Annotated in this window: 21 protein-coding genes; 17 read left to right on the top strand and 4 right to left on the bottom strand. The window is 62.8% G+C overall.

Going from position 1 to position 21,715, the window contains the following annotated elements:
• Positions 1-18: 18 nt before the first annotated feature.
• On the bottom strand, positions 19-564 hold the full coding sequence (locus H4P35_RS15705; protein ID WP_056318843.1) for a TIGR00645 family protein: 546 nt from the start codon (positions 562-564) through the stop codon (positions 19-21).
• A gap of 258 nt (positions 565-822) precedes the next feature.
• Between H4P35_RS15705 and H4P35_RS15700 the strand changes: the two genes are divergently transcribed.
• The 5 genes from H4P35_RS15700 (at position 823) to lon (ending at position 7,821) form a co-directional block, all read left to right on the top strand.
• Entirely contained in the window at positions 823-1,578 is a 756-nt protein-coding gene (locus H4P35_RS15700) for a M48 family metallopeptidase (RefSeq protein ID WP_056318844.1), read from the top strand.
• Between the two features lie 164 nt (positions 1,579-1,742).
• The gene (gene tig, locus H4P35_RS15695) at positions 1,743-3,053 is read left to right on the top strand and encodes a trigger factor (RefSeq protein WP_223575974.1); all 1,311 of its coding nucleotides are present in this window, start codon (positions 1,743-1,745) and stop codon (positions 3,051-3,053) included.
• 4 nt (positions 3,054-3,057) lie between these two features.
• Complete coding sequence (clpP, locus tag H4P35_RS15690) at positions 3,058-3,711, top strand: ATP-dependent Clp endopeptidase proteolytic subunit ClpP (protein WP_056318852.1); 654 nt, start codon at positions 3,058-3,060, stop codon at positions 3,709-3,711.
• 102 nt (positions 3,712-3,813) lie between these two features.
• Positions 3,814-5,112: an ATP-dependent Clp protease ATP-binding subunit ClpX gene (gene clpX, locus H4P35_RS15685; RefSeq protein ID WP_056318854.1), complete on the top strand. Its 1,299-nt coding sequence runs from the start codon at positions 3,814-3,816 to the stop codon at positions 5,110-5,112.
• A 258-nt stretch (positions 5,113-5,370) separates the two neighbouring features.
• Positions 5,371-7,821: an endopeptidase La gene (gene lon, locus H4P35_RS15680; protein WP_056318855.1), complete on the top strand. Its 2,451-nt coding sequence runs from the start codon at positions 5,371-5,373 to the stop codon at positions 7,819-7,821.
• Between the two features lie 175 nt (positions 7,822-7,996).
• Here the strand turns inward: lon and lexA are convergent, their stop codons facing one another.
• The gene (lexA, locus tag H4P35_RS15675; RefSeq protein ID WP_062840730.1) at positions 7,997-8,647 is read right to left on the bottom strand and encodes a transcriptional repressor LexA; all 651 of its coding nucleotides are present in this window, start codon (positions 8,645-8,647) and stop codon (positions 7,997-7,999) included.
• Between the two features lie 146 nt (positions 8,648-8,793).
• Positions 8,794-9,993 carry an amino acid aminotransferase gene (locus H4P35_RS15670; protein WP_056318860.1) on the bottom strand — a complete coding sequence of 400 codons (1,200 nt, stop codon included), beginning with the start codon at positions 9,991-9,993 and terminating at the stop codon, positions 8,794-8,796.
• A gap of 75 nt (positions 9,994-10,068) precedes the next feature.
• Here H4P35_RS15670 and uvrB point away from each other — a divergent pair, with 75 nt between their 5' ends.
• From uvrB to H4P35_RS15615, 11 genes are all read left to right on the top strand, one after another.
• Entirely contained in the window at positions 10,069-12,135 is a 2,067-nt protein-coding gene (uvrB, locus tag H4P35_RS15665; RefSeq protein WP_152384763.1) for an excinuclease ABC subunit UvrB, read from the top strand.
• 251 nt (positions 12,136-12,386) lie between these two features.
• On the top strand, positions 12,387-12,878 hold the full coding sequence (locus tag H4P35_RS15660) for a low molecular weight protein-tyrosine-phosphatase (protein WP_006386176.1): 492 nt from the start codon (positions 12,387-12,389) through the stop codon (positions 12,876-12,878).
• 192 nt (positions 12,879-13,070) lie between these two features.
• Positions 13,071-13,610 carry a Fe-S cluster assembly transcriptional regulator IscR gene (gene iscR, locus H4P35_RS15655; protein ID WP_056318865.1) on the top strand — a complete coding sequence of 180 codons (540 nt, stop codon included), beginning with the start codon at positions 13,071-13,073 and terminating at the stop codon, positions 13,608-13,610.
• 21 nt (positions 13,611-13,631) lie between these two features.
• Positions 13,632-14,843, top strand: a complete 1,212-nt coding sequence (locus tag H4P35_RS15650) for an IscS subfamily cysteine desulfurase (protein WP_180098478.1) — start codon at positions 13,632-13,634, stop codon at positions 14,841-14,843.
• A 33-nt stretch (positions 14,844-14,876) separates the two neighbouring features.
• Positions 14,877-15,281, top strand: coding sequence for a Fe-S cluster assembly scaffold IscU (iscU, locus tag H4P35_RS15645; protein WP_056318871.1), 405 nt, complete (start codon positions 14,877-14,879; stop codon positions 15,279-15,281).
• 2 nt (positions 15,282-15,283) lie between these two features.
• Positions 15,284-15,607, top strand: a complete 324-nt coding sequence (gene iscA, locus H4P35_RS15640; RefSeq protein ID WP_056318874.1) for an iron-sulfur cluster assembly protein IscA — start codon at positions 15,284-15,286, stop codon at positions 15,605-15,607.
• 3 nt (positions 15,608-15,610) lie between these two features.
• Positions 15,611-16,123: a Fe-S protein assembly co-chaperone HscB gene (gene hscB, locus H4P35_RS15635; protein WP_152384759.1), complete on the top strand. Its 513-nt coding sequence runs from the start codon at positions 15,611-15,613 to the stop codon at positions 16,121-16,123.
• 71 nt (positions 16,124-16,194) lie between these two features.
• Positions 16,195-18,057 carry a Fe-S protein assembly chaperone HscA gene (hscA, locus tag H4P35_RS15630; RefSeq protein ID WP_226846190.1) on the top strand — a complete coding sequence of 621 codons (1,863 nt, stop codon included), beginning with the start codon at positions 16,195-16,197 and terminating at the stop codon, positions 18,055-18,057.
• Between the two features lie 9 nt (positions 18,058-18,066).
• Complete coding sequence (fdx, locus tag H4P35_RS15625; protein WP_056318881.1) at positions 18,067-18,408, top strand: ISC system 2Fe-2S type ferredoxin; 342 nt, start codon at positions 18,067-18,069, stop codon at positions 18,406-18,408.
• Positions 18,408-18,602 carry a Fe-S cluster assembly protein IscX gene (gene iscX / locus H4P35_RS15620; protein WP_056318884.1) on the top strand — a complete coding sequence of 65 codons (195 nt, stop codon included), beginning with the start codon at positions 18,408-18,410 and terminating at the stop codon, positions 18,600-18,602. The genes fdx and iscX overlap by 1 nt, the downstream gene beginning before the upstream one ends.
• Positions 18,603-18,768: 166 nt before the next feature.
• The gene (locus tag H4P35_RS15615; protein ID WP_226846189.1) at positions 18,769-19,653 is read left to right on the top strand and encodes a methylglyoxal synthase; all 885 of its coding nucleotides are present in this window, start codon (positions 18,769-18,771) and stop codon (positions 19,651-19,653) included.
• 3 nt (positions 19,654-19,656) lie between these two features.
• Here the strand turns inward: H4P35_RS15615 and H4P35_RS15610 are convergent, their stop codons facing one another.
• The gene (locus H4P35_RS15610; RefSeq protein WP_226846188.1) at positions 19,657-20,598 is read right to left on the bottom strand and encodes a LysR family transcriptional regulator; all 942 of its coding nucleotides are present in this window, start codon (positions 20,596-20,598) and stop codon (positions 19,657-19,659) included.
• 126 nt (positions 20,599-20,724) lie between these two features.
• Here H4P35_RS15610 and H4P35_RS15605 point away from each other — a divergent pair, with 126 nt between their 5' ends.
• Positions 20,725-21,699, top strand: a complete 975-nt coding sequence (locus H4P35_RS15605) for a tripartite tricarboxylate transporter substrate binding protein (protein WP_180098482.1) — start codon at positions 20,725-20,727, stop codon at positions 21,697-21,699.
• Positions 21,700-21,715: the final 16 nt, after the last annotated feature.

The raw sequence follows: 21,715 nt of genomic DNA, 5'->3' as shown, positions 1-21,715 counted from the left end.
TTTTTTTTGCGCGGACGCTTAGTGCTTGGCGTTGCTGCCGGTCGAGAGCTTGTCCACCAGTGCGATCCCCAATGCGGAAAGAATGAAGATGGCGTGGATGATGGTCTGCCACATCACGCCGGCTTCAGTGAAGCGCGCATTCGGCGTGCCGATCGTGCCTGCTTCGATGAAGGTGCGCAGCAGGTGGATCGAGGAGATGCCGATGATGGCCATGGCCAGCTTCACTTTCAGCACGCTGGCGTTGACGTGGCTCAGCCATTCCGGTTGATCGGGATGGTTCTGAAGGCGCAGGCGCGACACGAACGTTTCGTAGCCGCCAACGATCACCATCACCAGCAGGTTGGAGATCATGACCACGTCGATCAGGCCCAGCACGATCAGCATGATCTCCATTTCGCCGAAGCTGGTTGCGTGGGTGACGAGGTGCCACAGTTCCTTGAGGAACAGCATGACGTATACGCCCTGCGCGACGATAAGCCCCAGGTAAAGCGGAAGCTGCAGCCAGCGCGAGCTGAAGATGAGACTGGGCAGCAGCCCGAGGCGGGGAGGGGGATTCGGGATCATGATGGGTGCGAGCCGTTGTGGTTTTGCGAAAAAATGCGCGGCGGCAATTCTATCAACGCCATGAGACAGCGGACATCTCTTTCAACCGGCGGCTTGCCGCTGGCAGGATGCTTAGCATGGCGTCCTTCGAAGCGCTCGGCTTTTTGGTAAGCGAAATTCGCATTTGCGAAACTCTGTGCCGAAATACGTCGAAAGCTGGAGGCGTATATAGAATTGCCGCCTCGTTTGCATAGAACAAGTCAATAGGAGTTTGTTCCCATGAAGATCCGCTACACCGTCGCCGCGTTGGCCATTGCGCTCGCCCCTTACTCGGCCGCACATGCGTTGGATATCGGTGGGCTCGTCGGCGCCGGCGCCAAGGTCGTCCAGGCGGCCACGCTGAGCGATGCCGAGATCAAGACCCTGTCGGACAAGGCATGCGCACAGAGCGATTCGCAGGAAAAGATCGCCGCGCCGGGCAGCAAATACGACGCTCGTCTGCAGAAGATCGCCAAGTCGCTGGGCAGCACGGTCAATGGCCAGAAAGCCAGCTACAAGGTCTATGTCACCAAGGACGTGAACGCCTGGGCAATGGCCAACGGCTGCATCCGCGTCTATAGCGGCCTCATGGACATGATGACGGACGACGAAGTGATGGGCGTGGTCGGCCACGAAATCGGTCACGTGGCGCTGGGCCACACCAAGAAGGCAATGCAGACCGCCTACACCGTGTCGGCTGCGCGTGACGCGGCTGGCGCGGCGGGTGGCGCGACCGTCTCCCAACTGAGCTCCTCGCAACTGGGCGACCTGACCGAGAAGTTCATCAATGCGCAGTTCTCGCAATCGCAGGAAAGCGCGGCGGACGATTATTCGTTCGACCTGCTGCAGTCCAAGAAGCAGAATACGCGTGGCCTTGTGACCGCGTTCCAGAAGCTGGCCGAGCTTGATGGCGGCAAGAGCGATATGATGAGCTCCCACCCGTCCTCGACCAAGCGCGCGCAGCACATCGAAGACCGCATCGCCAAGGCCAAGTAACCTCTGAGCCAGGCGTCGATCCTCGCTTTTTGGGCGATAAACGGGGCGCGAGCATCCGGGCAAATCCGGGGCTCGCGCCCCTTTGCGTCAGGGTTCCGGAAGTTTCCGGTAAAATGCCGCGTTTATCCGCCCGTAATCTCATCTCTCGGAAAATAGGTCTTTTAATGCAGCCTGTGGTTGAAACCCTCTCCGGCCTGGAGCGCCGTGTTGATCTGGCCGTCTCGGTGGCCGACGTCGAAAAGGAAGTCCAGGCGCAATTGAAGCGCGTGGCTCGGACCGCCAAGGTCCCCGGCTTCCGTCCGGGCAAGGCGCCGCTCGCCATGCTCGAGCGCAGCCATGGTCCCAGCATCCGCTACGACGTGATCAATAGCCAAGTTGGCCGTGCCTTTGAACAAGCCATCGACGGCGCCAAGCTGCGCGTCGCCGGCGCCCCGAACCTCGAGCCCAAGACGGAAGGCGTTTCCGACGACACGCTGGCGTTCACCGCCACGTTCGAGGTCTACCCGGAAGTCGCCGTGCCGGACCTGTCCGCCCTGGCCGTCACCCGCTACGAAACCGCCGTCACCGATGCTGAAGTTCAGCAGACGCTGGACGTGCTGCGCAAGCAACGCGCCACGTTCGAAGCCCGTGAAGGCCGCGCCAGCGCCGACGGCGACCGCGTGACGCTGGACTTTGCCGGCACCATCGACGGCGTGCCGTTCGAAGGCGGCAAGGCCGAAGACTTCCCGTTCGTGCTCGGCCAAGGCCGCATGCTGCCGGAATTCGAAGAAGCCGCGCGTGGCCTGAAGGCTGGCGAAACCAAGGTTTTCCAGCTCAAGTTCCCCGATGACTACCAAGGCGTGGAAGTTGCCGGCAAGACCGCCGAATTCACCATCACCGTCAAGGAAGTGGCTGAAGGCGTCCTGCCCGAACTGAACAGCGAATTCGCCAAGTCGCTCGGCCAAGCCGAAGGCGACGTCGAAAAGCTCAAGGCCGACATCCGCAGCAACATCGAGCGCGAAGTGAAGGTCCGTTCGCAAGGCCGCACCAAGTCAAGCGTCATGGACGCCCTGGTCGAAGCCGGCAAGTTCGACGTGCCGAAGGCCCTGGTCGACAACGACGTGCAAGGCCGTATCTCCGCTGCCCGCGAAGAACTGAAGCAGCGCGGCGTGCCCAATGCCGAATCCGTGCCGATCCCGGCCGAAGCCTTCTCGACCGAATCCGAGCGCCGTGTCCGCCTGGGCCTGCTGGTCTCCGAACTGGTCAAGCAAGCTCAGTTGCAAGCCAAGCCGGAACAGGTCCGCGCGCGCATCGAAGAATTCGCCCAGAACTACGAACAACCCGCCCAGGTTGTCAGCTATTACCTGGCAGACCGCCAGCGTCGTGCTGAAATCGAGGCTATCGTGCTTGAAGACAACGTCGTCGCGCACGTGTTGGAAAAGGCCAAGGTCACCGATGAAAAGGTGCCTTTCGATCAGTTGATGGGGATGGCGTAACACTATGCAGAGATTCACCGATTTCTATGCGGCAATGAATGGCGGGTCTTCGGTGACCCCCACCGGCCTGGGCTACATTCCCATGGTGATCGAGCAGTCGGGGCGCGGCGAGCGCGCCTACGACATCTATTCGCGTCTGCTCCGCGAACGGCTCATTTTCCTGGTGGGGCCGGTGAACGACGCCACGGCCAACCTTGTCGTGGCTCAGTTGCTGTTCCTGGAATCGGAGAATCCTGACAAGGACATTTCCCTGTACATCAACTCGCCTGGCGGGTCGGTGTACGCGGGAATGGCCATTTTTGACACCATGCAGTTCGTCAAGCCGGACGTGTCCACCCTGTGCACCGGCCTTGCGGCCAGCATGGGCGCGTTCCTCTTGGCGGCTGGCAAGAAGGGCAAGCGTTTCACCCTGCCCAACTCGCGCATCATGATTCACCAGCCCTCGGGCGGCGCCCAAGGGCAGGCCTCCGACATCCAGATCCAGGCTCGCGAAATCCTGGACCTGCGCGAGCGCTTGAACCGCATCCTGGCCCACAACACCGGGCAGAGCATGGAGCGCATTGAGCTGGATACGGAACGTGACAACTTCATGTCGGCCGAAGATGCGGTATCGTATGGACTGGTGGACAAGGTCATGGCCTCCCGGTCCGAAGGCTGACTTCCCGGTTGATCCAGACCCGCTGCCATCATGTTTGAGTAAGCGCATGCGCTAGGCCATGTACCCGGCCTGGCGCATCTTTACCTGAGATACGAAAGAAATATGCCTGAAAAAAAGGGATCGGCAGACGCTAAGGTGCTGCATTGCTCGTTTTGCAATAAAAGCCAGCACGAAGTCCGCAAGCTGATCGCGGGTCCGTCGGTATTCATCTGCGATGAATGCATCGACTTGTGCAACGACATCATCCGCGAAGAGGCGCAGGCCACCGCGCGCGCGGCGATTCGTTCCGAGCTGCCCACTCCGGCTGAAATCAAGACTTTCCTCGACCAGTACGTTATTGGGCAAACGTCGCCCAAGCGCATGCTGGCCGTGGCCGTCTACAACCACTACAAGCGCATTCGCCACGGCGAGATCAAGGGCGACGAAGTCGAGCTCTCCAAGAGCAACATCATGCTGATCGGGCCCACCGGCTCCGGCAAGACGCTCCTGGCCCAGACGCTGGCTCGCATGCTGAACGTGCCTTTCGTCATGGCCGACGCCACCACGCTGACCGAAGCGGGCTACGTGGGTGAAGACGTCGAAAACATCATTCAGAAGTTGCTGCAGAACTGCAACTATGAAGTCGAAAAGGCCCAGCGCGCCATCATCTACATCGACGAGATCGACAAGATCTCGCGCAAGTCCGACAACCCGTCCATCACGCGCGACGTGTCGGGCGAGGGCGTGCAACAGGCCCTGCTCAAGCTGATCGAAGGCACGGTGGCGTCGGTTCCCCCGCAGGGCGGCCGCAAGCATCCGAACCAGGACTTCGTCCAGGTCGACACCACCAACATCCTGTTCATCGTCGGCGGCGCCTTCGACGGGCTGGAAAAGGTCATCCGCGACCGTACTGAAAAGTCTGGTATCGGCTTTTCGGCGTCGGTGCGTGCCAAGTCCGAGCGCGGCGTGGGCGAACTCTTCTCCGAAGTGGAACCCGAAGACCTCATCAAGTTCGGTCTCATTCCCGAACTGGTCGGTCGTCTGCCCGTGGTCGCGACGCTGGACGAGCTGGACGAAGCCGCACTGGTCCAGATCCTGACCGAACCCAAGAACGCCTTGCTCAAGCAGTTCCAAAAGCTGTTCGCCATGGAAGGCGCCGAGCTCGACGTGCGCCCGGCTGCGCTCAAGGCCATCGCCCGCAAGGCGCTGCGCCGCAAGACGGGGGCCCGCGGCCTGCGTTCCATCATTGAACAGGCACTGCTCGACACCATGTATGACCTGCCTTCCCAGGGCAACGTCAAGCGCGTGGTCCTCGACGAAAACGCCATCGAAGGCGAGGGCAAGCCCCTGCTGATCTACGCGGATGAAAATGCCGCGCCAGAGAAGCCGGAGCGCGGAGAAGTCCGCGACGCCGCCGCCTGATATTTCAAAAAAGCCCGTTCTAGTAACGGGTTTTTTTACCTAGGGCGCGCCTACATCCCCGATCGCACTTTTCAGCCGCCCGTCATGGCCGCATACTGAAGGCGGTTCCAGGGCCTTTTTGGGGCCTTTTGGTGATCCAGGCGGCCGAGATCTTGAATTTTCGGCTATTGTTCCCATAACAGACGTAATTGACGAGTTTGCTCGGGTATTACCCGGGTGCCCCGTCCCCATACGCCGAGTCATACCGAGGAACCTCATATGTCTGCCAGCCAGACCCTGCCTTCCGACCCGATCGACCTTCCCCTGCTGCCGCTGCGCGATGTCGTAGTGTTCCCGCACATGGTCATCCCGCTGTTCGTCGGCCGACCGCGCTCCATCCGCGCGCTCGAGGTCGCGATGGAAGCGGGCAAAAGCATCATGCTGGTGGCCCAAAAGTCCGCCGGCAAAGATGACCCCACGCCTGAAGACGTCTACGAGATCGGTTGCGTCGCCGGCATCCTGCAGATGCTCAAGCTGCCTGACGGCACCGTAAAGGTGCTGGTCGAGGGTACGCAGCGCGCCCGCATCAACTCCATCGAAGACGCCGATTCGCACTTCACCTGCCAGGTGTCGCCCATCGAACCGGACGCCATGCAGGGCTCCGAAACCGAAGCCTTGCGCCGCGCCATCGTTGCTCAGTTCGAGCAATACGTAAAACTCAACAAGAAGATCCCGCCCGAGATCCTCACCTCGCTGGCTGGCATCGACGATGCTGGCCGCCTGGCTGACACGATCGCCGCGCATCTTCCCCTGAAGCTCGAGCAGAAGCAGAAGATGCTCGAGATCACGGGCACCTCTGAACGCCTCGAAGGTCTGCTCACGCAACTCGAAACCGAAATCGACATCCTCCAGGTCGAGAAGCGGATTCGCGGCCGCGTGAAGAAGCAGATGGAAAAGAGCCAGCGCGACTACTACCTGAATGAGCAGGTCAAGGCCATTCAGAAAGAGCTCGGCGAAGGCGAAGAGGGCGCGGACATCGAAGAGCTTGAAAAGAAGATCATCGCTGCCCACATGCCCAAAGAGGCGCGCAAGAAGGCCGATGCCGAGCTCAAGAAGCTCAAGCTCATGTCGCCCATGTCGGCCGAAGCCACGGTGGTGCGCAACTACATCGATACGCTCATCAATCTCCCCTGGAGAAAGAAGAGCAAGATCAACAACTCGATCAGCAACGCCGAAACGGTGCTGGACAACGACCACTACGGTCTCGAAAAGGTCAAGGAACGGATCCTCGAGTATCTTGCCGTGCAACAGCGCGTGGACAAGGTGAAGGCGCCGATCCTGTGCCTGGTCGGCCCTCCGGGCGTCGGCAAGACCTCGCTGGGTCAGTCGATCGCCAAGGCCACGAACCGCAAGTTCGTGCGCATGGCCCTGGGCGGCGTACGCGACGAGGCCGAGATCCGCGGCCACCGCCGTACGTATATCGGTTCCATGCCCGGCAAGATCGTGCAGAACATGTCGAAGGTCGGCGTGCGCAATCCCCTGTTCCTGCTTGATGAAATCGACAAGCTGGGCATGGATTTCCGCGGCGATCCCTCGTCGGCCTTGCTCGAAGTGCTGGATCCGGAACAGAACCATACGTTCCAGGACCACTACATCGAGGTCGATTTCGACCTGTCGGACGTCATGTTCGTGGCGACCAGCAACACGCTGAACATTCCGCCGGCGCTGCTGGACCGCATGGAAGTGATCCGCCTGTCGGGTTACACCGAGGAAGAAAAGATCCACATCGCCCGCGACCATCTGCTGCCCAAGCTGATGAAGAACAACGGCGTGAAGGATACCGAGCTGACCGTGGACGACAGCGCGCTGCGCGATATCGTGCGCTACTACACCCGCGAAGCCGGTGTCCGTGCGCTCGAACGCGAAGTCGGCAAGATCTGCCGCAAGGTCATCAAGCAATTGCTGACCCAAAGCGATCGCGCCAAGGCCGAGGGCAAGACGCCGGAGGTCAAGGCGGTCAACGTCACGGCCGACAACCTCAGCGACTACCTGGGCGTGCGCCGCTACGCGTTCGGCATGGCCGAAAAGGAAAACCAGATCGGCCAGGTGACCGGCCTGGCGTGGACGGAAGTCGGCGGCGACCTGCTGACGATCGAAGTCGCGGACATGCCCGGCAAGGGCGTCATCCAGCGCACGGGCTCGCTCGGCGATGTGATGAAAGAGTCGGTCGAGGCGGCGCGCACGGTTGTGCGTTCGCGGGCTCGCCGTCTGGGCTTTGCCGATAGCGTCTTCGAAAAGCACGATATGCACGTGCACGTGCCGGAAGGCGCGACGCCCAAGGACGGTCCGTCCGCAGGTATTGCGATCACCACCGCCATGGTCTCGGCGCTGTCGCGCATCCCGGTGCGCGCCGATGTCGCCATGACGGGCGAGATCACGCTGCGTGGTGAAGTCCTGCCGATCGGCGGTCTGAAGGAAAAGCTGCTGGCGGCCCACCGCGGCGGTATCAAGACGGTTCTGATCCCGGAAGAAAACGTCAAGGACTTGGCGGAGATCCCGGATAACGTCAAGAACCACCTTGAGATCGTGCCGGTCCGCTGGATCGACAAGGTGCTGGAGCTGGCCTTGGAGCGTCTGCCGGAGCCCCTGGCGGAGGAAGAAGCCGTCAAGGAGCCGCTGGTTGCCAAACCTGCGGAACCTGGCTCGACCGACCCGGTGATGAAGCACTGATGGCGTCTTGAACGCCGGGGCGCCCTCGAAAGAGGGTGCCCGAAGCCGAAAGGCGTCACCAGGCCTTGTTGACGCCCGAAAGCAAAAACCCCGCTCTCATGAGCGGGGTTTTTGCTTTGGTGGGCTTGCCTGCCAGTTTGGGTGGGGTGGGGGACGCCCGCCAGAGGACTGCAGCTCAGTGAAGCGCTTGAGTGCGGATGAGACCCACCGCAATGCCTTCAAGCGCAAATTCCTGATCGGCCTTGACCACGATCGTTTCGAAGTCGGGGTTTTCAGGCAGTAGTTCGATATGGCCGTTCTGGCGTTGGAGCCGCTTGACCGTGACGTCGTCGCCCAGACGGGCCACCACGATCTGGCCATTGCGCGCTTCAGACGCCTTCTTGACGGCCAGCAGATCGCCTTCGAGGATGCCCGCGTCGCGCATGCTCATGCCGCGCACCTTGAGCAGGTAGTCGGGGGCTTGGGCGAAAAGGCTGGGATCCACACCAACTTCGCGCTCGACGTGCTCAGCTGCAAGGATGGGGCTGCCAGCTGCCACGCGGCCGACCAGCGGCAGGAGAAGCTGGGCGAGGGCGGGGATGGGAAGCGACGATTGCACCGGCGCGGCGGCGGCATCTTTGAGCCGGATGCCGCGTGAGGCGCCAGCCGTGAGTTCGATGGCGCCCTTGCGTGCCAATGCCTTGAGGTGGTCTTCTGCGGCGTTGGGAGAGCGAAAACCCAAGGCCTGGGCAATTTCGGCGCGGGTCGGCGGAAAGCCGGTGCGCGCGACCGTTTGCCTGATGAGGTCCAGGATTTGTTGTTGGCGATCCGTGAGTTTGCTGGCCATGGCGATGATCCGGTGTGAGCGGACTGTACATATATACAGCGCCATTCTGGGGGACGTAGCGCAAAAAAGCAAGCGGGGCACGGTGCCAACAAAAACGGGACCCGAAGGTCCCGTTTTGACTGCTGACGGCGCACTGCCGACGTGATTTACAGCACGGCTGCGATGCCGGCTGCCACTTTGTCGATGTTGCCGCTGTTCAGCGCGGCCACGCAGATGCGGCCGCTGGACACGGCGTAGACGCCGTGTTCTTCGCGCAGGCGGTCCACTTGGGCGGCGGACAGGCCCGAGTACGAGAACATGCCGCGTTGCTTGAGCACGAAGCTGAAGTCCTGCTTGCCGCCGTGTTCCTTGATCTTGTCGACCAGTTGAGCACGCATCAGGCGGATGCGATCACGCATGCCGGCCAGTTCTTCTTCCCACAGGGCAAACAGCTCGGGCGTGTTCAGCACCGTCGAGACGACCGTGCCGCCGTGCGTGGGCGGGTTCGAATAGTTGGTGCGGATGACGCGCTTGAGCTGGCTCAGCACGCGCGTGGCTTCGTCCTTGCTGCCGGCGACAACGGTCAGCGCGCCGACGCGCTCGCCGTACAGCGAGAACGACTTCGAGAACGACGAGCTGATGAACATGGTCATGTCCATGTCGGCGAACAGGCGCACGACTGCGGCGTCTTCCTTGAGGCCGTCGCCGAACCCTTGGTAGGCGATGTCCAGGAACGGGACCAGGTTGTTTTCCTTCACGACGGCGGCGATCTGCTTCCACTGGTCGGCGGTGGGGTCAGCGCCGGTGGGGTTGTGGCAGCATGCGTGCAGCACGACGATGGTCTTGGCGGGCGCGGCCTTCAGGTCGGCCAGCATGGCTTCGAAGTTCAGGCCACGGGTGGCGGCGTCGTAGTAGGCGTACGTGCCGACTTCAAAGCCGGCGCGTTCGAACAGCGCGCGGTGGTTTTCCCAGCTGGGATCGCTGATCAGCACCTTCGAGCCCGGCAACAGCTGGCGCAGGAAGTCGGCGCCGATCTTCAGGGCGCCGGTGCCGCCCAGGGCTTGCGTGGTCAGCACGCGGCCAGCGGCGGCCAGCGCGGAGTCCTTGCCCAGCAGCAGGGCCTGCGCACCGGCGTTGTAGCCGGCAATGCCTTCGATCGGCAGATAGCCGCGGGCGGCAGCGGCTTCGATGCGGGCGGTTTCGGCCTTGCGCACTGCGCCCAGGAGCGGGATCCGTCCCTGATCATCGTAATACACGCCCACGCCCAGGTTCACTTTACCGGGGCGGGTATCCGCGTTGTATTGTTCGTTCAGACCAAGAATGGGGTCGCGCGGCGCGAGCTCGACGGAATCGAAAAGGGTGCTCATGGGACTCTGATGAGGTGGGTGGACGCAGTACGAGGTGCTGTGGATAATGGGGGGTTTACCCTGGAACAGTCTAGCATGCCTAAGAGCGCAATAGACCCGAGCGCGGGGGCTCCCGCCGCAGGTCCGGGATTCGTCGATTTCCCTGACAGCCCGTTTCATCTCTACCAACCCTATCCGCCGGCGGGGGACCAGCCCACGGCCATCGCAGGGCTGACCCAGGGTGTCGAAGACGGCCTCATGTACCAGACGCTTTTGGGGGTGACCGGGTCGGGCAAGACCTACACCATGGCCAACGTCATTGCGCGCATGGGCCGCCCGGCGCTGGTGCTTGCGCCCAACAAGACGCTGGCCGCGCAGCTCTACGCCGAAATGCGCGAGTTCTTCCCGAAGAACGCGGTCGAGTACTTCGTTTCTTACTACGACTACTATCAGCCCGAGGCCTACGTGCCGACGCGCGATCTGTTCATTGAGAAGGATTCGTCCATCAACGAACACATCGAGCAGATGCGGCTGTCGGCCACAAAGAGCCTGCTTGAGCGCCGCGACACGATCATCGTGGGCACCGTGTCGTGCATCTACGGTATCGGCAACCCCGGCGACTATCACGCGATGGTGCTGATCCTGCGTGCGGGTGATCAGATCGCCCGGCGCGAGATTCTCGCGCGCCTGGTCGCCATGCAGTACACCCGCAACGACGCGGAGTTCACGCGCGGGGTGTTTCGCGTGCGGGGCGAAACCATCGATATCTTCCCGGCGGAAAGCGCCGAGCTCGCGTTGCGCGTGACGCTGTTCGACGACGAAATCGAAAGCCTGGAATTGTTTGACCCGCTGACTGGCCGTATCCGCCAGAAGCTGCCGCGCTTCACTGTCTATCCCGGATCGCACTATGTGACGCCGCGCGACACCGTGCTGCGCGCCATCGAAACCATCAAGGAAGAACTACGCGAACGCGTCAAGCGCTTCGTTGACGACGGCCATCTGGTCGAGGCGCAGCGTCTGGAGCAGCGCACCCGCTTCGATCTGGAAATGCTGCAGGAGCTGGGATTCTGCAAGGGCATCGAGAACTACTCGCGCCATCTATCCGGCGCCGCGCCGGGCGAGCCGCCGCCGACCCTGATCGACTACCTGCCGTCCGACGCGCTGATGTTCATCGACGAAAGCCACGTGACCATCGGCCAGCTCAGCGCCATGTATCGCGGAGACCGGTCGCGCAAGGAGACGTTGGTGCAGTACGGTTTTCGTCTGCCGTCCGCGTTGGACAACCGCCCGCTCAAGCTCGAAGAGTTCGAAGCGCGGATGCGCCAATGCGTGTTCGTTTCGGCAACGCCGGCCGCGTACGAACAAGAACATGCGGACAACGTCGTGGAGCAGGTGGTGCGCCCCACGGGGCTGGTCGATCCACTCGTGCAGGTGCTGCCCGCCCGCACGCAGGTGGACGATCTGCTCGGGCAGATCAAGGCGCGTGTCTCGCAAGGAGATCGCGTGCTGGTCACGACGCTCACCAAGCGCATGGCCGAAGACCTGACCGACTTTCTGAGCGAGCATGGCGTGAAGGTGCGCTATCTGCACTCGGACATCGATACGGTAGAGCGCGTCGAAATCCTGCGCGACTTGCGCCTGGGCACGTTCGACGTGCTGGTGGGCATCAACCTGCTGCGCGAAGGGCTGGACATTCCCGAAGTGTCGCTCGTGGCCATTCTGGACGCCGACAAGGAAGGCTTCCTGCGTTCGGAGCGCAGCCTGATCCAGACCATCGGCCGCGCGGCGCGCAACCTCAATGGTCATGCGATCCTCTATGCCGACCGGATCACGGACTCGATGAAGCGCGCCATGGATGAAACCGCCCGCCGGCGCACCAAACAGCTGCAATTCAACCTCGACAACGGCATCACCGCTCGCGGTGTGCAGAAGGCCGTGCGCGAGCTGATCGACGGCATCGTGGCGCCCGCCCAGCATGACACGCTGGAGGCCGCAGTGCCCGCCGAACTGCTGAAGGACGAAAAGGCGCTGGCCCGCGAGATCAAGCGCCTGGAAAAGCTGATGATGGATCACGCGCGCAACCTCGAATTCGAGCAGGCGGCCGCAGCTCGGGATTCTCTCAATGCGCTCAAGCAGCGGGTGCTGCTCGATGGGGCGGTGTAGCGGGATATGGATGTTTCAATTCATGTCCAGACGCTTACTGCTTCCTGAATAGCCGCAAAAAGTGGTGCGTTGCAATCATGGTGTAACCATTCGGGAATTTTGCGCCGTTTGCATCTCAATGGTTACCTGAATATAAGCTTGCAAGCCCATGATTTTGTTGTAGTTATGCCGGCCTCTGATTTGCGCTGCGTCAATTGCGCGGGCGCAAAAAAAGCTTGCCTTATCTCGGGTTTTCCCGCACACTTGCTTCCATGATGACCAAGGTACTTTTCGTTTGCATGGGCAATATCTGTCGCTCGCCGAGCGCAGAGGGCGTGTTTCGCCATTTGGTGAATGACGCGGGTTTGGGCGATGTCGTTCGCATCGACTCCGCGGGTACGCACGCGTTTCACATTGGCGAGGCGCCTGATGCCCGGGCGCAGGCTGCAGCTCGCAAGCGCGGCTACGAGATCACTCACTGCGAGGCGCGTCAGGTCACCGCGGAAGACTTCCGTGACTTCGATCTGATCCTCGCCATGGACTGGGACAATCTGTCCGCCATGCAGCAGCAATGCCCCAAGGCATACCAGCACAAGCTGATGCTGCTGATGCGCTTCGCCAATGAATTCGAAGAAGCCACCGTGCCCGATCCTTACTATGGCGGCGCCGACGGCTTCGGCAAGGTTCTGGATTACCTGGAAGATGCCTGTCAGGGCGTCCTCGAATTGGTCCGCAAGCGCGCTACCCAGTACCAGGCTGCCTGATTGCATGGTCGTGGAGCCGCTCGCAGAGCCGCTCTTCAGGTATAAGGCAGTGAAAAACCGCGCAGATGCGCGGTTTTTTGTAGCCCGGAGCCATACCAAATTAGTCGGGAATAGGCTATACTTGAGCCAATTACTCGGGTATTGACCGCTGGATTCGCTGGCGGCCACTGCCGGAATCACAGGGAATTCACCATGCGGCTAACTACCAAAGGGCGTTTCGCCGTGACTGCCATGATCGACCTGGCTATGCGGCAGCATAGCGGTCCGGTCACTCTTGCGGCCATCAGCCAGCGTCAGAACATTTCGCTTTCGTATCTTGAACAGCTTTTCGGCAAGCTCCGCCGTCACGAGCTCGTGGACAGTGTCCGCGGCCCGGGCGGGGGTTATTCGCTTGCGCGTCTGGCGCGCAATGTGACGGTCGCGGACATCATCTTCGCCGTCGACGAACCGCTGGATGCGACCAGCTGTGGTGGCAAGCGGGACTGTACGAGCGGCAACGACGGCAAGCCGGGCAAGTGCATGACGCACGAACTCTGGGCGACGTTGAATCGCAAGATGGTGGATTACCTGGATTCGGTGTCCCTGCAGGATCTCGTTGATCAGCAGCGTGTGCGCCAACTGCAGGAAGCCACCAATCAAGCGCAGGCCTGCGCAGTGCGTGTGAACCGGGTGGGAGGCGCGACCGCCGCCAACGCCCCGACCACGACTGTGGCTGCCAACGCCACCGTATAAGAAGCATCAGGAGTTGTAGAAATGACCACCCGTCCGATCTATCTGGATTATTCGGCCACGACGCCTGTCGACCCGCGTGTCGTCGACGCCATGGTGCCCTGGCTGTACGAAAACTTTGGCAACCCGGCCTCGCGCAGCCACGCGTTTGGCTGGGAGTCCGAAGAGGCCGTCGAACGCGCCCGCGAAGAAGTCGCCAAGCTGGTCAATGCCGACCCGCGCGAAATCGTCTGGACCTCTGGCGCCACCGAATCCGACAACCTCGCCATTAAGGGCGCAGCCAACTTCTACGCCGAACGCGGCAAGCACATCATCACGGTCAAGACCGAGCACAAGGCTGTGCTCGACACCTGTCGTGAACTGGAACGCCAAGGCTTCGAAGTCACGTATCTGAACGTCAAGGACAACGGCCTGATCGACCTGGATGTCTTCAAGGCTGCGCTGCGTCCCGACACCGTGCTCGTGTCGGTGATGATGGTGAACAACGAAATCGGCGTGATCCAGGACGTGGAAACGCTGGGCGAAATCTGCCGCGAAAAGGGCATCATCTTCCATGTGGACGCCGCTCAGGCGACCGGCAAGGTGGAAATCGATCTGCAAAAGCTGAAGGTCGACCTGATGTCGTTCTCGGCCCACAAGACTTACGGCCCGAAGGGCATCGGTGCGCTGTATGTGCGCCGCAAGCCGCGTATCCGCATCGAAGCGCAGATGCACGGCGGTGGCCATGAGCGCGGTTTCCGCTCGGGCACGCTGGCCACGCATCAGATCGTCGGCATGGGCGAAGCGTTCCGTCTGGCCCGCGAAGAAATGGGCACCGAGAACGAGCGCATCCGCATGCTGCGCGACCGCCTCTGGAAGGGGTTGTCCGAAATCGAAGAGGTCTACCTCAACGGCGACATGGACCAGCGCGTGCCGCACAACCTGAACGTCAGCTTCAATTACGTCGAAGGCGAATCCCTGATCATGGCGATCAAGGAACTGGCGGTGTCCAGCGGTTCGGCTTGCACGTCGGCCAGCCTGGAGCCCTCGTACGTGCTGCGCGCCCTGGGCCGCAACGATGAGTTGGCGCACAGCTCGATCCGCTTCACGCTGGGCCGTTTCACGACCGAGAAGGAAGTGGACTTTGCGGTCGAGCTGCTCAAGAGCCGGGTTGGCAAGCTGCGCGATATGTCGCCGCTGTGGGAAATGGCCAAGGAAGGCATCGACTTGAACACCGTGCAGTGGGCCGCGCACTAAGCGCCCGCGCCTCGAAATACGTGGAGAATTAACATGTCTTACAGCACCAAAGTTCTGGATCACTACGAAAATCCCCGCAACGTCGGTTCGTTCGACAAGTCGGACGAGTCGGTGGGCACCGGCATGGTCGGCGCGCCGGCCTGTGGCGACGTCATGAAGCTGCAGATCAAGGTGAACGAAGCCGGCGTGATCGAAGACGCGCGCTTCAAGACCTACGGCTGTGGCTCGGCCATCGCTTCCAGCTCGCTCGTGACCGAGTGGGTCAAGGGCAAGACGCTGGATCAAGCGATGAGCATCCGCAACACGCAGATCGCCGAAGAGCTGGCCCTGCCGCCGGTGAAGGTGCACTGTTCCATCCTGGCCGAAGACGCGATCAAGGCCGCGGTGCAGAACTACAAAGAAAAGCATTCGGCCACTGCCGAAGCTGTGGCGGGCTGATCATGTCCGTTACCCTGACCCAACAGGCTGCCACCCATATCGGCCGCTACTTGCAAAAGCGCGGAAAGGGTATAGGCTTGCGGCTCGGCGTTAGGACGACGGGCTGTTCCGGCATGGCCTACAAGTTGGAGTATGTCGACGAGGTCGAGGCGGAAGATGTCGTCTTCGAGAGTTTTGGCGTGAAGGTCTTCATTGACCCCAAGAGCCTTTCCTATCTCGATGGCACGGAGCTGGACTACGCCCGCGAGGGCCTGAACGAAGGCTTCAAGTTCCGCAACCCCAACGAGAAGGCGACCTGCGGCTGCGGCGAGTCGTTCACGGTGTAAGTCTTGGCTGGTGACGATCACTTCAGCCTGTTTGGCTTGCCGGCACGATTCGACCTGGACGGCCAGGCGCTTGAACACGCCTGGCGCAGCGTCGCCGCGAAGGTTCACCCCGACCGGTTTGCGACGGCCAGCCCTGCGGAGCGCCGCGTGGCGATGCAGTGGGCCGCCCGCGCCAACGAGGCATATCGCGAATTGAAGGATCCGCTGCTGCGGGCGCGCTACCTCTGCGAGCAGGCGGGCGTGGACCTTCAGACGGAAAGCAACACGTCCATGGACGCGGCCTTTCTGATGCAGCAGATGACCTGGCGCGAGATGCTGGACGATGCGCGCGATGACGCCGGCGTGCTGGACACGCTGCAAGCCGAGCTGGAAGCGGCGCGCGCCGAGATGCGAGCCACGCTGACGCGCCTCCTGGATGAGGAACGCGACTACGCGGCTGCCGGGCGCAAGGTGCGGGAATGGATGTTCGTGGAAAAGCTGGCGCAGGAGCTGGCCAACGTGCAGCCCGCGGGATAGCCAACGGCGCGCTGGGGCGTGCCCGACACGGGCGCCTGCACGGCGCGGCCTACTGACCAGAAAAAAGAATCATGGCCTTATTGCAGATATCCGAGCCCGGCGAATCGCCCGCGCCGCACCAGCGCAAGCTGGCGGTCGGGATTGATCTGGGCACCACCAATTCGCTGGTTGCTGCCGTACGCAGCAGCGTTGCCGAAGTGCTGCCCGACGCACAAGGCCATGCCTTGCTGCCGTCGGCGGTGCGTTATTTTCCTGGCGGCAAGGTCACGACCGGCCGTGAGCCCCTGGCGCAGCAAGCCGAGGATCCGCTGAACACGGTCGTGTCCGTGAAGCGTTTCATGGGCCGGTCGCTGGAAGAAGCGCGCGCGACGCGTGCGCCGTATGAATTCGTGGATGCCCCCGGCATGGTGCGAATCCGCACGGCGCAGGGCGATCTGAGCCCGGTCGAGGTATCCGCGCAGATCTTGGCGGTGCTGCGCCAGCGCGCCGAAGACGTGCTCGGCGACGAACTGGTGGGTGCGGTCATTACCGTGCCCGCGTATTTTGATGACGCACAGCGTCAGGCCACGCGCGACGCCGCGCGCTTGGCGGGCCTGAACGTTCTGCGCCTCTTGAATGAGCCGACCGCGGCCGCGATTGCCTACGGGCTGGACAATGCTGCCGAGGGTGTTTACGCAGTTTATGACCTGGGCGGCGGCACATTCGATATCTCCATCCTTCGCCTGACGCAGGGTGTGTTTGAGGTGATCTCCACGGGCGGCGATACGGCGCTTGGCGGCGACGACTTCGATGTCCTGATCGCGGACCACGCCGTGGCGAAGCTGGGCTTGGGCGAGATGTCGCCCGCCGAGCGCCGGGGCTTGCTGATGGCCGCGCGCGCCGCGCGTGAAACGCTGTCGGAGTCCGACGTGACGACCTTGCAGCTGACGCTGTCGGGCGGACGCGATGTCGCGCTGACGCTGACCCGTGAAGAATTCGAAGTCCTGGCCCAGCCGCTGATCGAGCGCACGCTGGACACGGCGCGCCGCGCGCTGCGCGATGCGGCGCTCAAGCCGGCCGACGTGCGCGGCGTGGTGATGGTGGGCGGCGCCACGCGCATGCCCGTCGTGCGCGCTGCCGTGGCCAAGGTGTTTGGCACGGAGCCGCTGACCGATCTGGATCCCGACCAAGTGGTGGCGCTGGGCGCCGCGCTGCAGGCCAATCTGCTGGCGGGCAACCGCGCGCCTGGCGAGGACTGGCTGCTGCTGGACGTGATCCCGCTGTCGCTGGGTCTGGAAACGATGGGCGGCCTGGTCGAACGCATCATCCCGCGCAACAGCACCATTCCGGTCGCGCGCGCGCAGGAATTCACGACCTTCAAGGATGGCCAGACGGCCATGAGCATCCACGTGGTGCAGGGCGAGCGCGATCTGGTGTCGGATTCCCGTTCGTTGGCGCGCTTTGAACTGCGCGGCATTCCGCCCATGGTGGCCGGCGCGGCGCGTATCCGTGTGACCTTCCAGGTGGACGCGGACGGCCTGCTGAGCGTCACCGCGCGCGAGCAAAGCCAGGGCGTCGAGGCGATGGTGTCGGTCAAACCGTCGTACGGCTTGTCCGATGACGAGATCGCCAAGATGCTGGCCGACAGCGTGGCGCAGGCCGACACCGATGCGAAGGCGCGCATGTTGCGTGAGCAGCAGGTGGATGCGCGTCAGCTGGTGGAATCGGTGCAGGCCGCGCTGGCCGTCGACGGCGACCTGCTGGACCCGGACGAACGCAAGCGCGTGGATGAATGCCTGCAAGGGGCCATTGCTGCGCAGCAGGCGCAGGACGTGGACACCGTGACGCAAGCCGTGCAGGCCCTGTCGGCCGCGACGGATGAGTTCGCCGCGCGCCGCATGGACCGCAGTATCCGCGCCGCGCTTGCCGGCCGCAAACTTGACGAAATCGCCTGATAAGAAGTTATGCCGAAACTGACTGTATTGCCTCATCCCGACTACTGTCCCGAAGGCGCGGTGATCGAAGACGCGCCCAAGGGTGTGTCGATCTGCCGTGTGCTGCTGGATAACCACATCGATATCGAGCACGCGTGCGAATTGTCGTGCGCCTGCACGACCTGTCATGTGGTGGTCAAGCAAGGGTATTCGTCGCTGGAAGACGCAACGGACGACGAGGAAGACCTGCTGGACAAGGCCTGGGGCCTGACCCCGACCTCGCGCCTGTCGTGCCAGGCGCTGGTAAGCGACGCCGACCTGACGGTCGAGATTCCCAAGTACACGATCAATCACGCCAAAGAGGGCCATTGATGAAGTGGACCGACACCTACGAGATCGCCGCCGCGCTGTACGACGCGCATCCTGACGTCGACCCCAAGGCGCTGCGGTTCACGCAGCTGCGCGACTGGGTCATGGCGCTGCCGGGCTTTTCCGACGATCCTGCGCACTGTGGCGAGAAGATCCTGGAGGCCATCCAGATGGCCTGGATCGACGAAGCCGACTGAACGCGATTTGCCAAGAACGCTCCCTTTCCGGGAGCGTTTTTTTTGGGCGCGGCCGCGCCATGCCGTTGGTCGGAGATGGTCTGCCGCCGTCTTTGACATGCCGGCGTCGCGCAGGCCACGGTATCATCGGGGATCCGTTTGTTGTCCTTTCCAGCCGAGTCTACCGATGCCCGCTGCCCAACTGCGTTTTGGCCTGGCCGCCAATCGTTTGCACCACGAAACCCCCGACGCCGCCTTGTTCACCTGGCTGCGTTCGTGCTCGTCCACCATCCGCGAGCTGGGCGTGCAGTTGCACACGGTGGGGCGCACCCATGATGCGATCGTGCGCGAGGGCATGCTGCAGGGTTACGCCGGCCTGATCCGCTACCCGTACGGCCGCGAGGGCGGTCTGATGAAGCTGGTGGCGCGCGTGACCGAAGGCCGCGATGGCCAGGCGCCGTTCGACGGCGCGATCTACCTGATCGATCCCGTGGATCCGTCCTCGATTTTTCCGGAAGCGCTTGCGCTCAAGCGGCAGTGCATCACGCATGGCCGGCCTTTCATTTCGACGCTGGCCGGCGCCATCGAGTGGATGGAGGTCGAACGCATCCATGCGGGGCTGGCGCCGGACGCGTCCGTGTCGCGCCATTTCAATTTCTCCGGCCAGACGCTGGCGATGATCGCCCACGATGCGCTCAAGGACGAAATGGTGGCCTTCGCCAGCGAGCACTTCGATGTGCTGTCCCGGTTTGCGCGGCGCGTGGCCACGGGCACGACCGGCGGCCGCCTGAACGAGCTGGCCTGGTCGCGCGGCTGGCCCAAGGATACGCCGTGGGTTCACCGTTACCTCAGCGGCCCGCTGGGCGGCGATGCGCAGATTGCCGAATTGGTGCTGGAGCACCAATGCCAGCGCGTCATCTTCTTCGAAGACCCCCACGTCGCGCGCCAGCACGAGGCCGACATCCAGTTGCTGGAACGCGCGGTGCGCGTGGTGACCGAGTCCGCCACCTGCGCCACGTCTCCCTCCGTCGCGCGCCGCTGGGCGCAAGCCGTCGAAAAGCGCGGCATCTGACCGCTACGCGCGCGTCGCGGCCGGGCCAGCGCCGGTGATGATGCGAGCGACGCGGTCCGCGACGGCCGCTGCCGCCATCGACAGCGGCAAGACATCCGAACGGCACAGAAAGACCGGACGCGTCAGCCTGGGCTTGGCGATCCGGCGCAGCACGACCTGGCCGCGCGCGGCTTCCTGGCGGACGGCCTCGTAGGACAGGATCGTACTGGCAACGCCGGCCTGCGCCAGCTCGATGAGCTGCGGAATGGCGTTGGCCTCGGCAATGATGCGAAATTGCACCTGTTCGCGCTGCTGGTATTGATCGAGCAGCCGGCGCAGGCTATGCGGATTGCCTGGCAACACCAGCGGCAGCGCCGACAACGCGCGCAGGGTGATGGACGGTAGCCCAACGAGATCCGATGCCGCGCGCTTGCCGCGCTTTGCCGCGGGCGGCGACACCACGACCAGCTCTTCGTCGATCAGATGCTGAAATCGAAGGTCGACCGACGCCTCGTCGCTGAACGTGAGCCCCAGGTCGGCGTGCCCCGAGCTGACAAAGCCCGGAATGTAGCCGGTGCTGGATTCGATGATCTTCAGATAGACGCCCGGCCATTGGGCGAGGGAAAAGCGCAGGAGCGGCACGGTCAGCAACTTGGCCATCGACATCGACATTGCCAGCGATACCGTTCCGCGAGGGGCGTTGATGTCTTCGCGCACGTCCGCGCGCGCCGCGTCGATGCGGCCAAGGATCTCGCGCGCATGCGCCAGCAGCCGTGAACCGGCGGCGGTCGGCGTGACGCCACGCGCGCTGCGATGCAGCAGCACGACGCCCAGATCTTCCTCGAGGTTGCGGATCAGCAGGCTGAGCGCCGGTTGGGCTACGTGCAACGCGGCGGCCGCACGGCTGATCGAACCCGTTGAAACCACGGCGACAAAGCACTGCATCGCACGGATGGACATGGACATGAGAGGGCTCCGGACGGTGCGGGCCATCATGTTTTGGTTATGGCCTGCATATTTAAACGGTATTTCTAATATATCAATCCGCTTTCCATAATGAGCGTCATCCAAGAAAAAATCACAGGAGACAACATGACGCTCAACAAACTATTCGCTGCCTGCCTTGCTTCGGCGGCGCTGTCGGCCCCCGCGTTTGCAGATGCCTGGCCCGCCAAGCCCATCACGCTGGTCGTGCCGTTTTCCGCAGGCGGGCCCACCGATTTCATCGCACGCCTGGTGGCCGAGCCGCTGGCACGCGAGCTGGGGCAGCAGGTCATCGTGCAGAACAAGCCGGGCGCGAGCGGAAACGTGGGCTATCAAAGCGTGCTCAATGGCCCGGCCGACGGTTACACGCTCATGCACAACACGGTGGCCATGCAGGCCATCAATCCGTTGATGTATCCCAGCGCGAAGATGCATCCGGCCAAGGATTTCGTGCCGGTTGGCACGACGGGCGCCATGCCGAACCTGCTGGTCGTCAACCCCGAGCGCACGCCCGTCAAGACGCTGGCCGAACTGGTGGAGCGCGGGCGCCGCGCGCCGCAGGGCTTGAGCTACGCCACGTTTGGTCCGGGCAGCTCGCCGCACGTGTATGGCGCCTCGCTGCAGAAACTGGCCAATTTTCAGGCCGTGGGCGTGGCTTACAAAGGCAGCGCCAACGCCGTGACGGACGTGATCGGCGGTCAGGTCGACTTTCTGTTCGACAGCATGTCCACCAGCATCGGCCAAGTGCAAGGCGGCCGGCTCAAGGCGTTGGCGATCACGTCGGCGGCGCGTTCGCCGCTGTTGCCGGATGTGCCGACGCTGCAGGAGGCGGGCTATCCCGCCCTGGATCTGAAATTCTGGTTCGCGCTGCAGACGCCCTCCGGCACGCCGGATGACGTGGTGCAGAAACTGCGTGCCGCGGTCGCGAAGGTGGTGGCCAGCGACGCTTACCGCCAGGCCATGCAGGAGCGGGGCGCGGAGGCCTTTCAGGTGGCGCCGGCCAAGCTGGACGAGTTCTTCAAGCAGGAAACCGCGCAATGGACGCAGGCGGCGAAGACGATCGGGTTGAAGGCGGAGCAGTGAACATGGAAGGCAGGCA

The organism is Achromobacter sp. 77 (assembly GCF_020541125.1).
GTDB lineage: Bacteria > Pseudomonadota > Gammaproteobacteria > Burkholderiales > Burkholderiaceae_B > Achromobacter > Achromobacter mucicolens.
The sequence above is the reverse complement of the archived record's forward strand: the minus strand, read 5'-3'. Positions and strand labels throughout refer to the sequence as shown.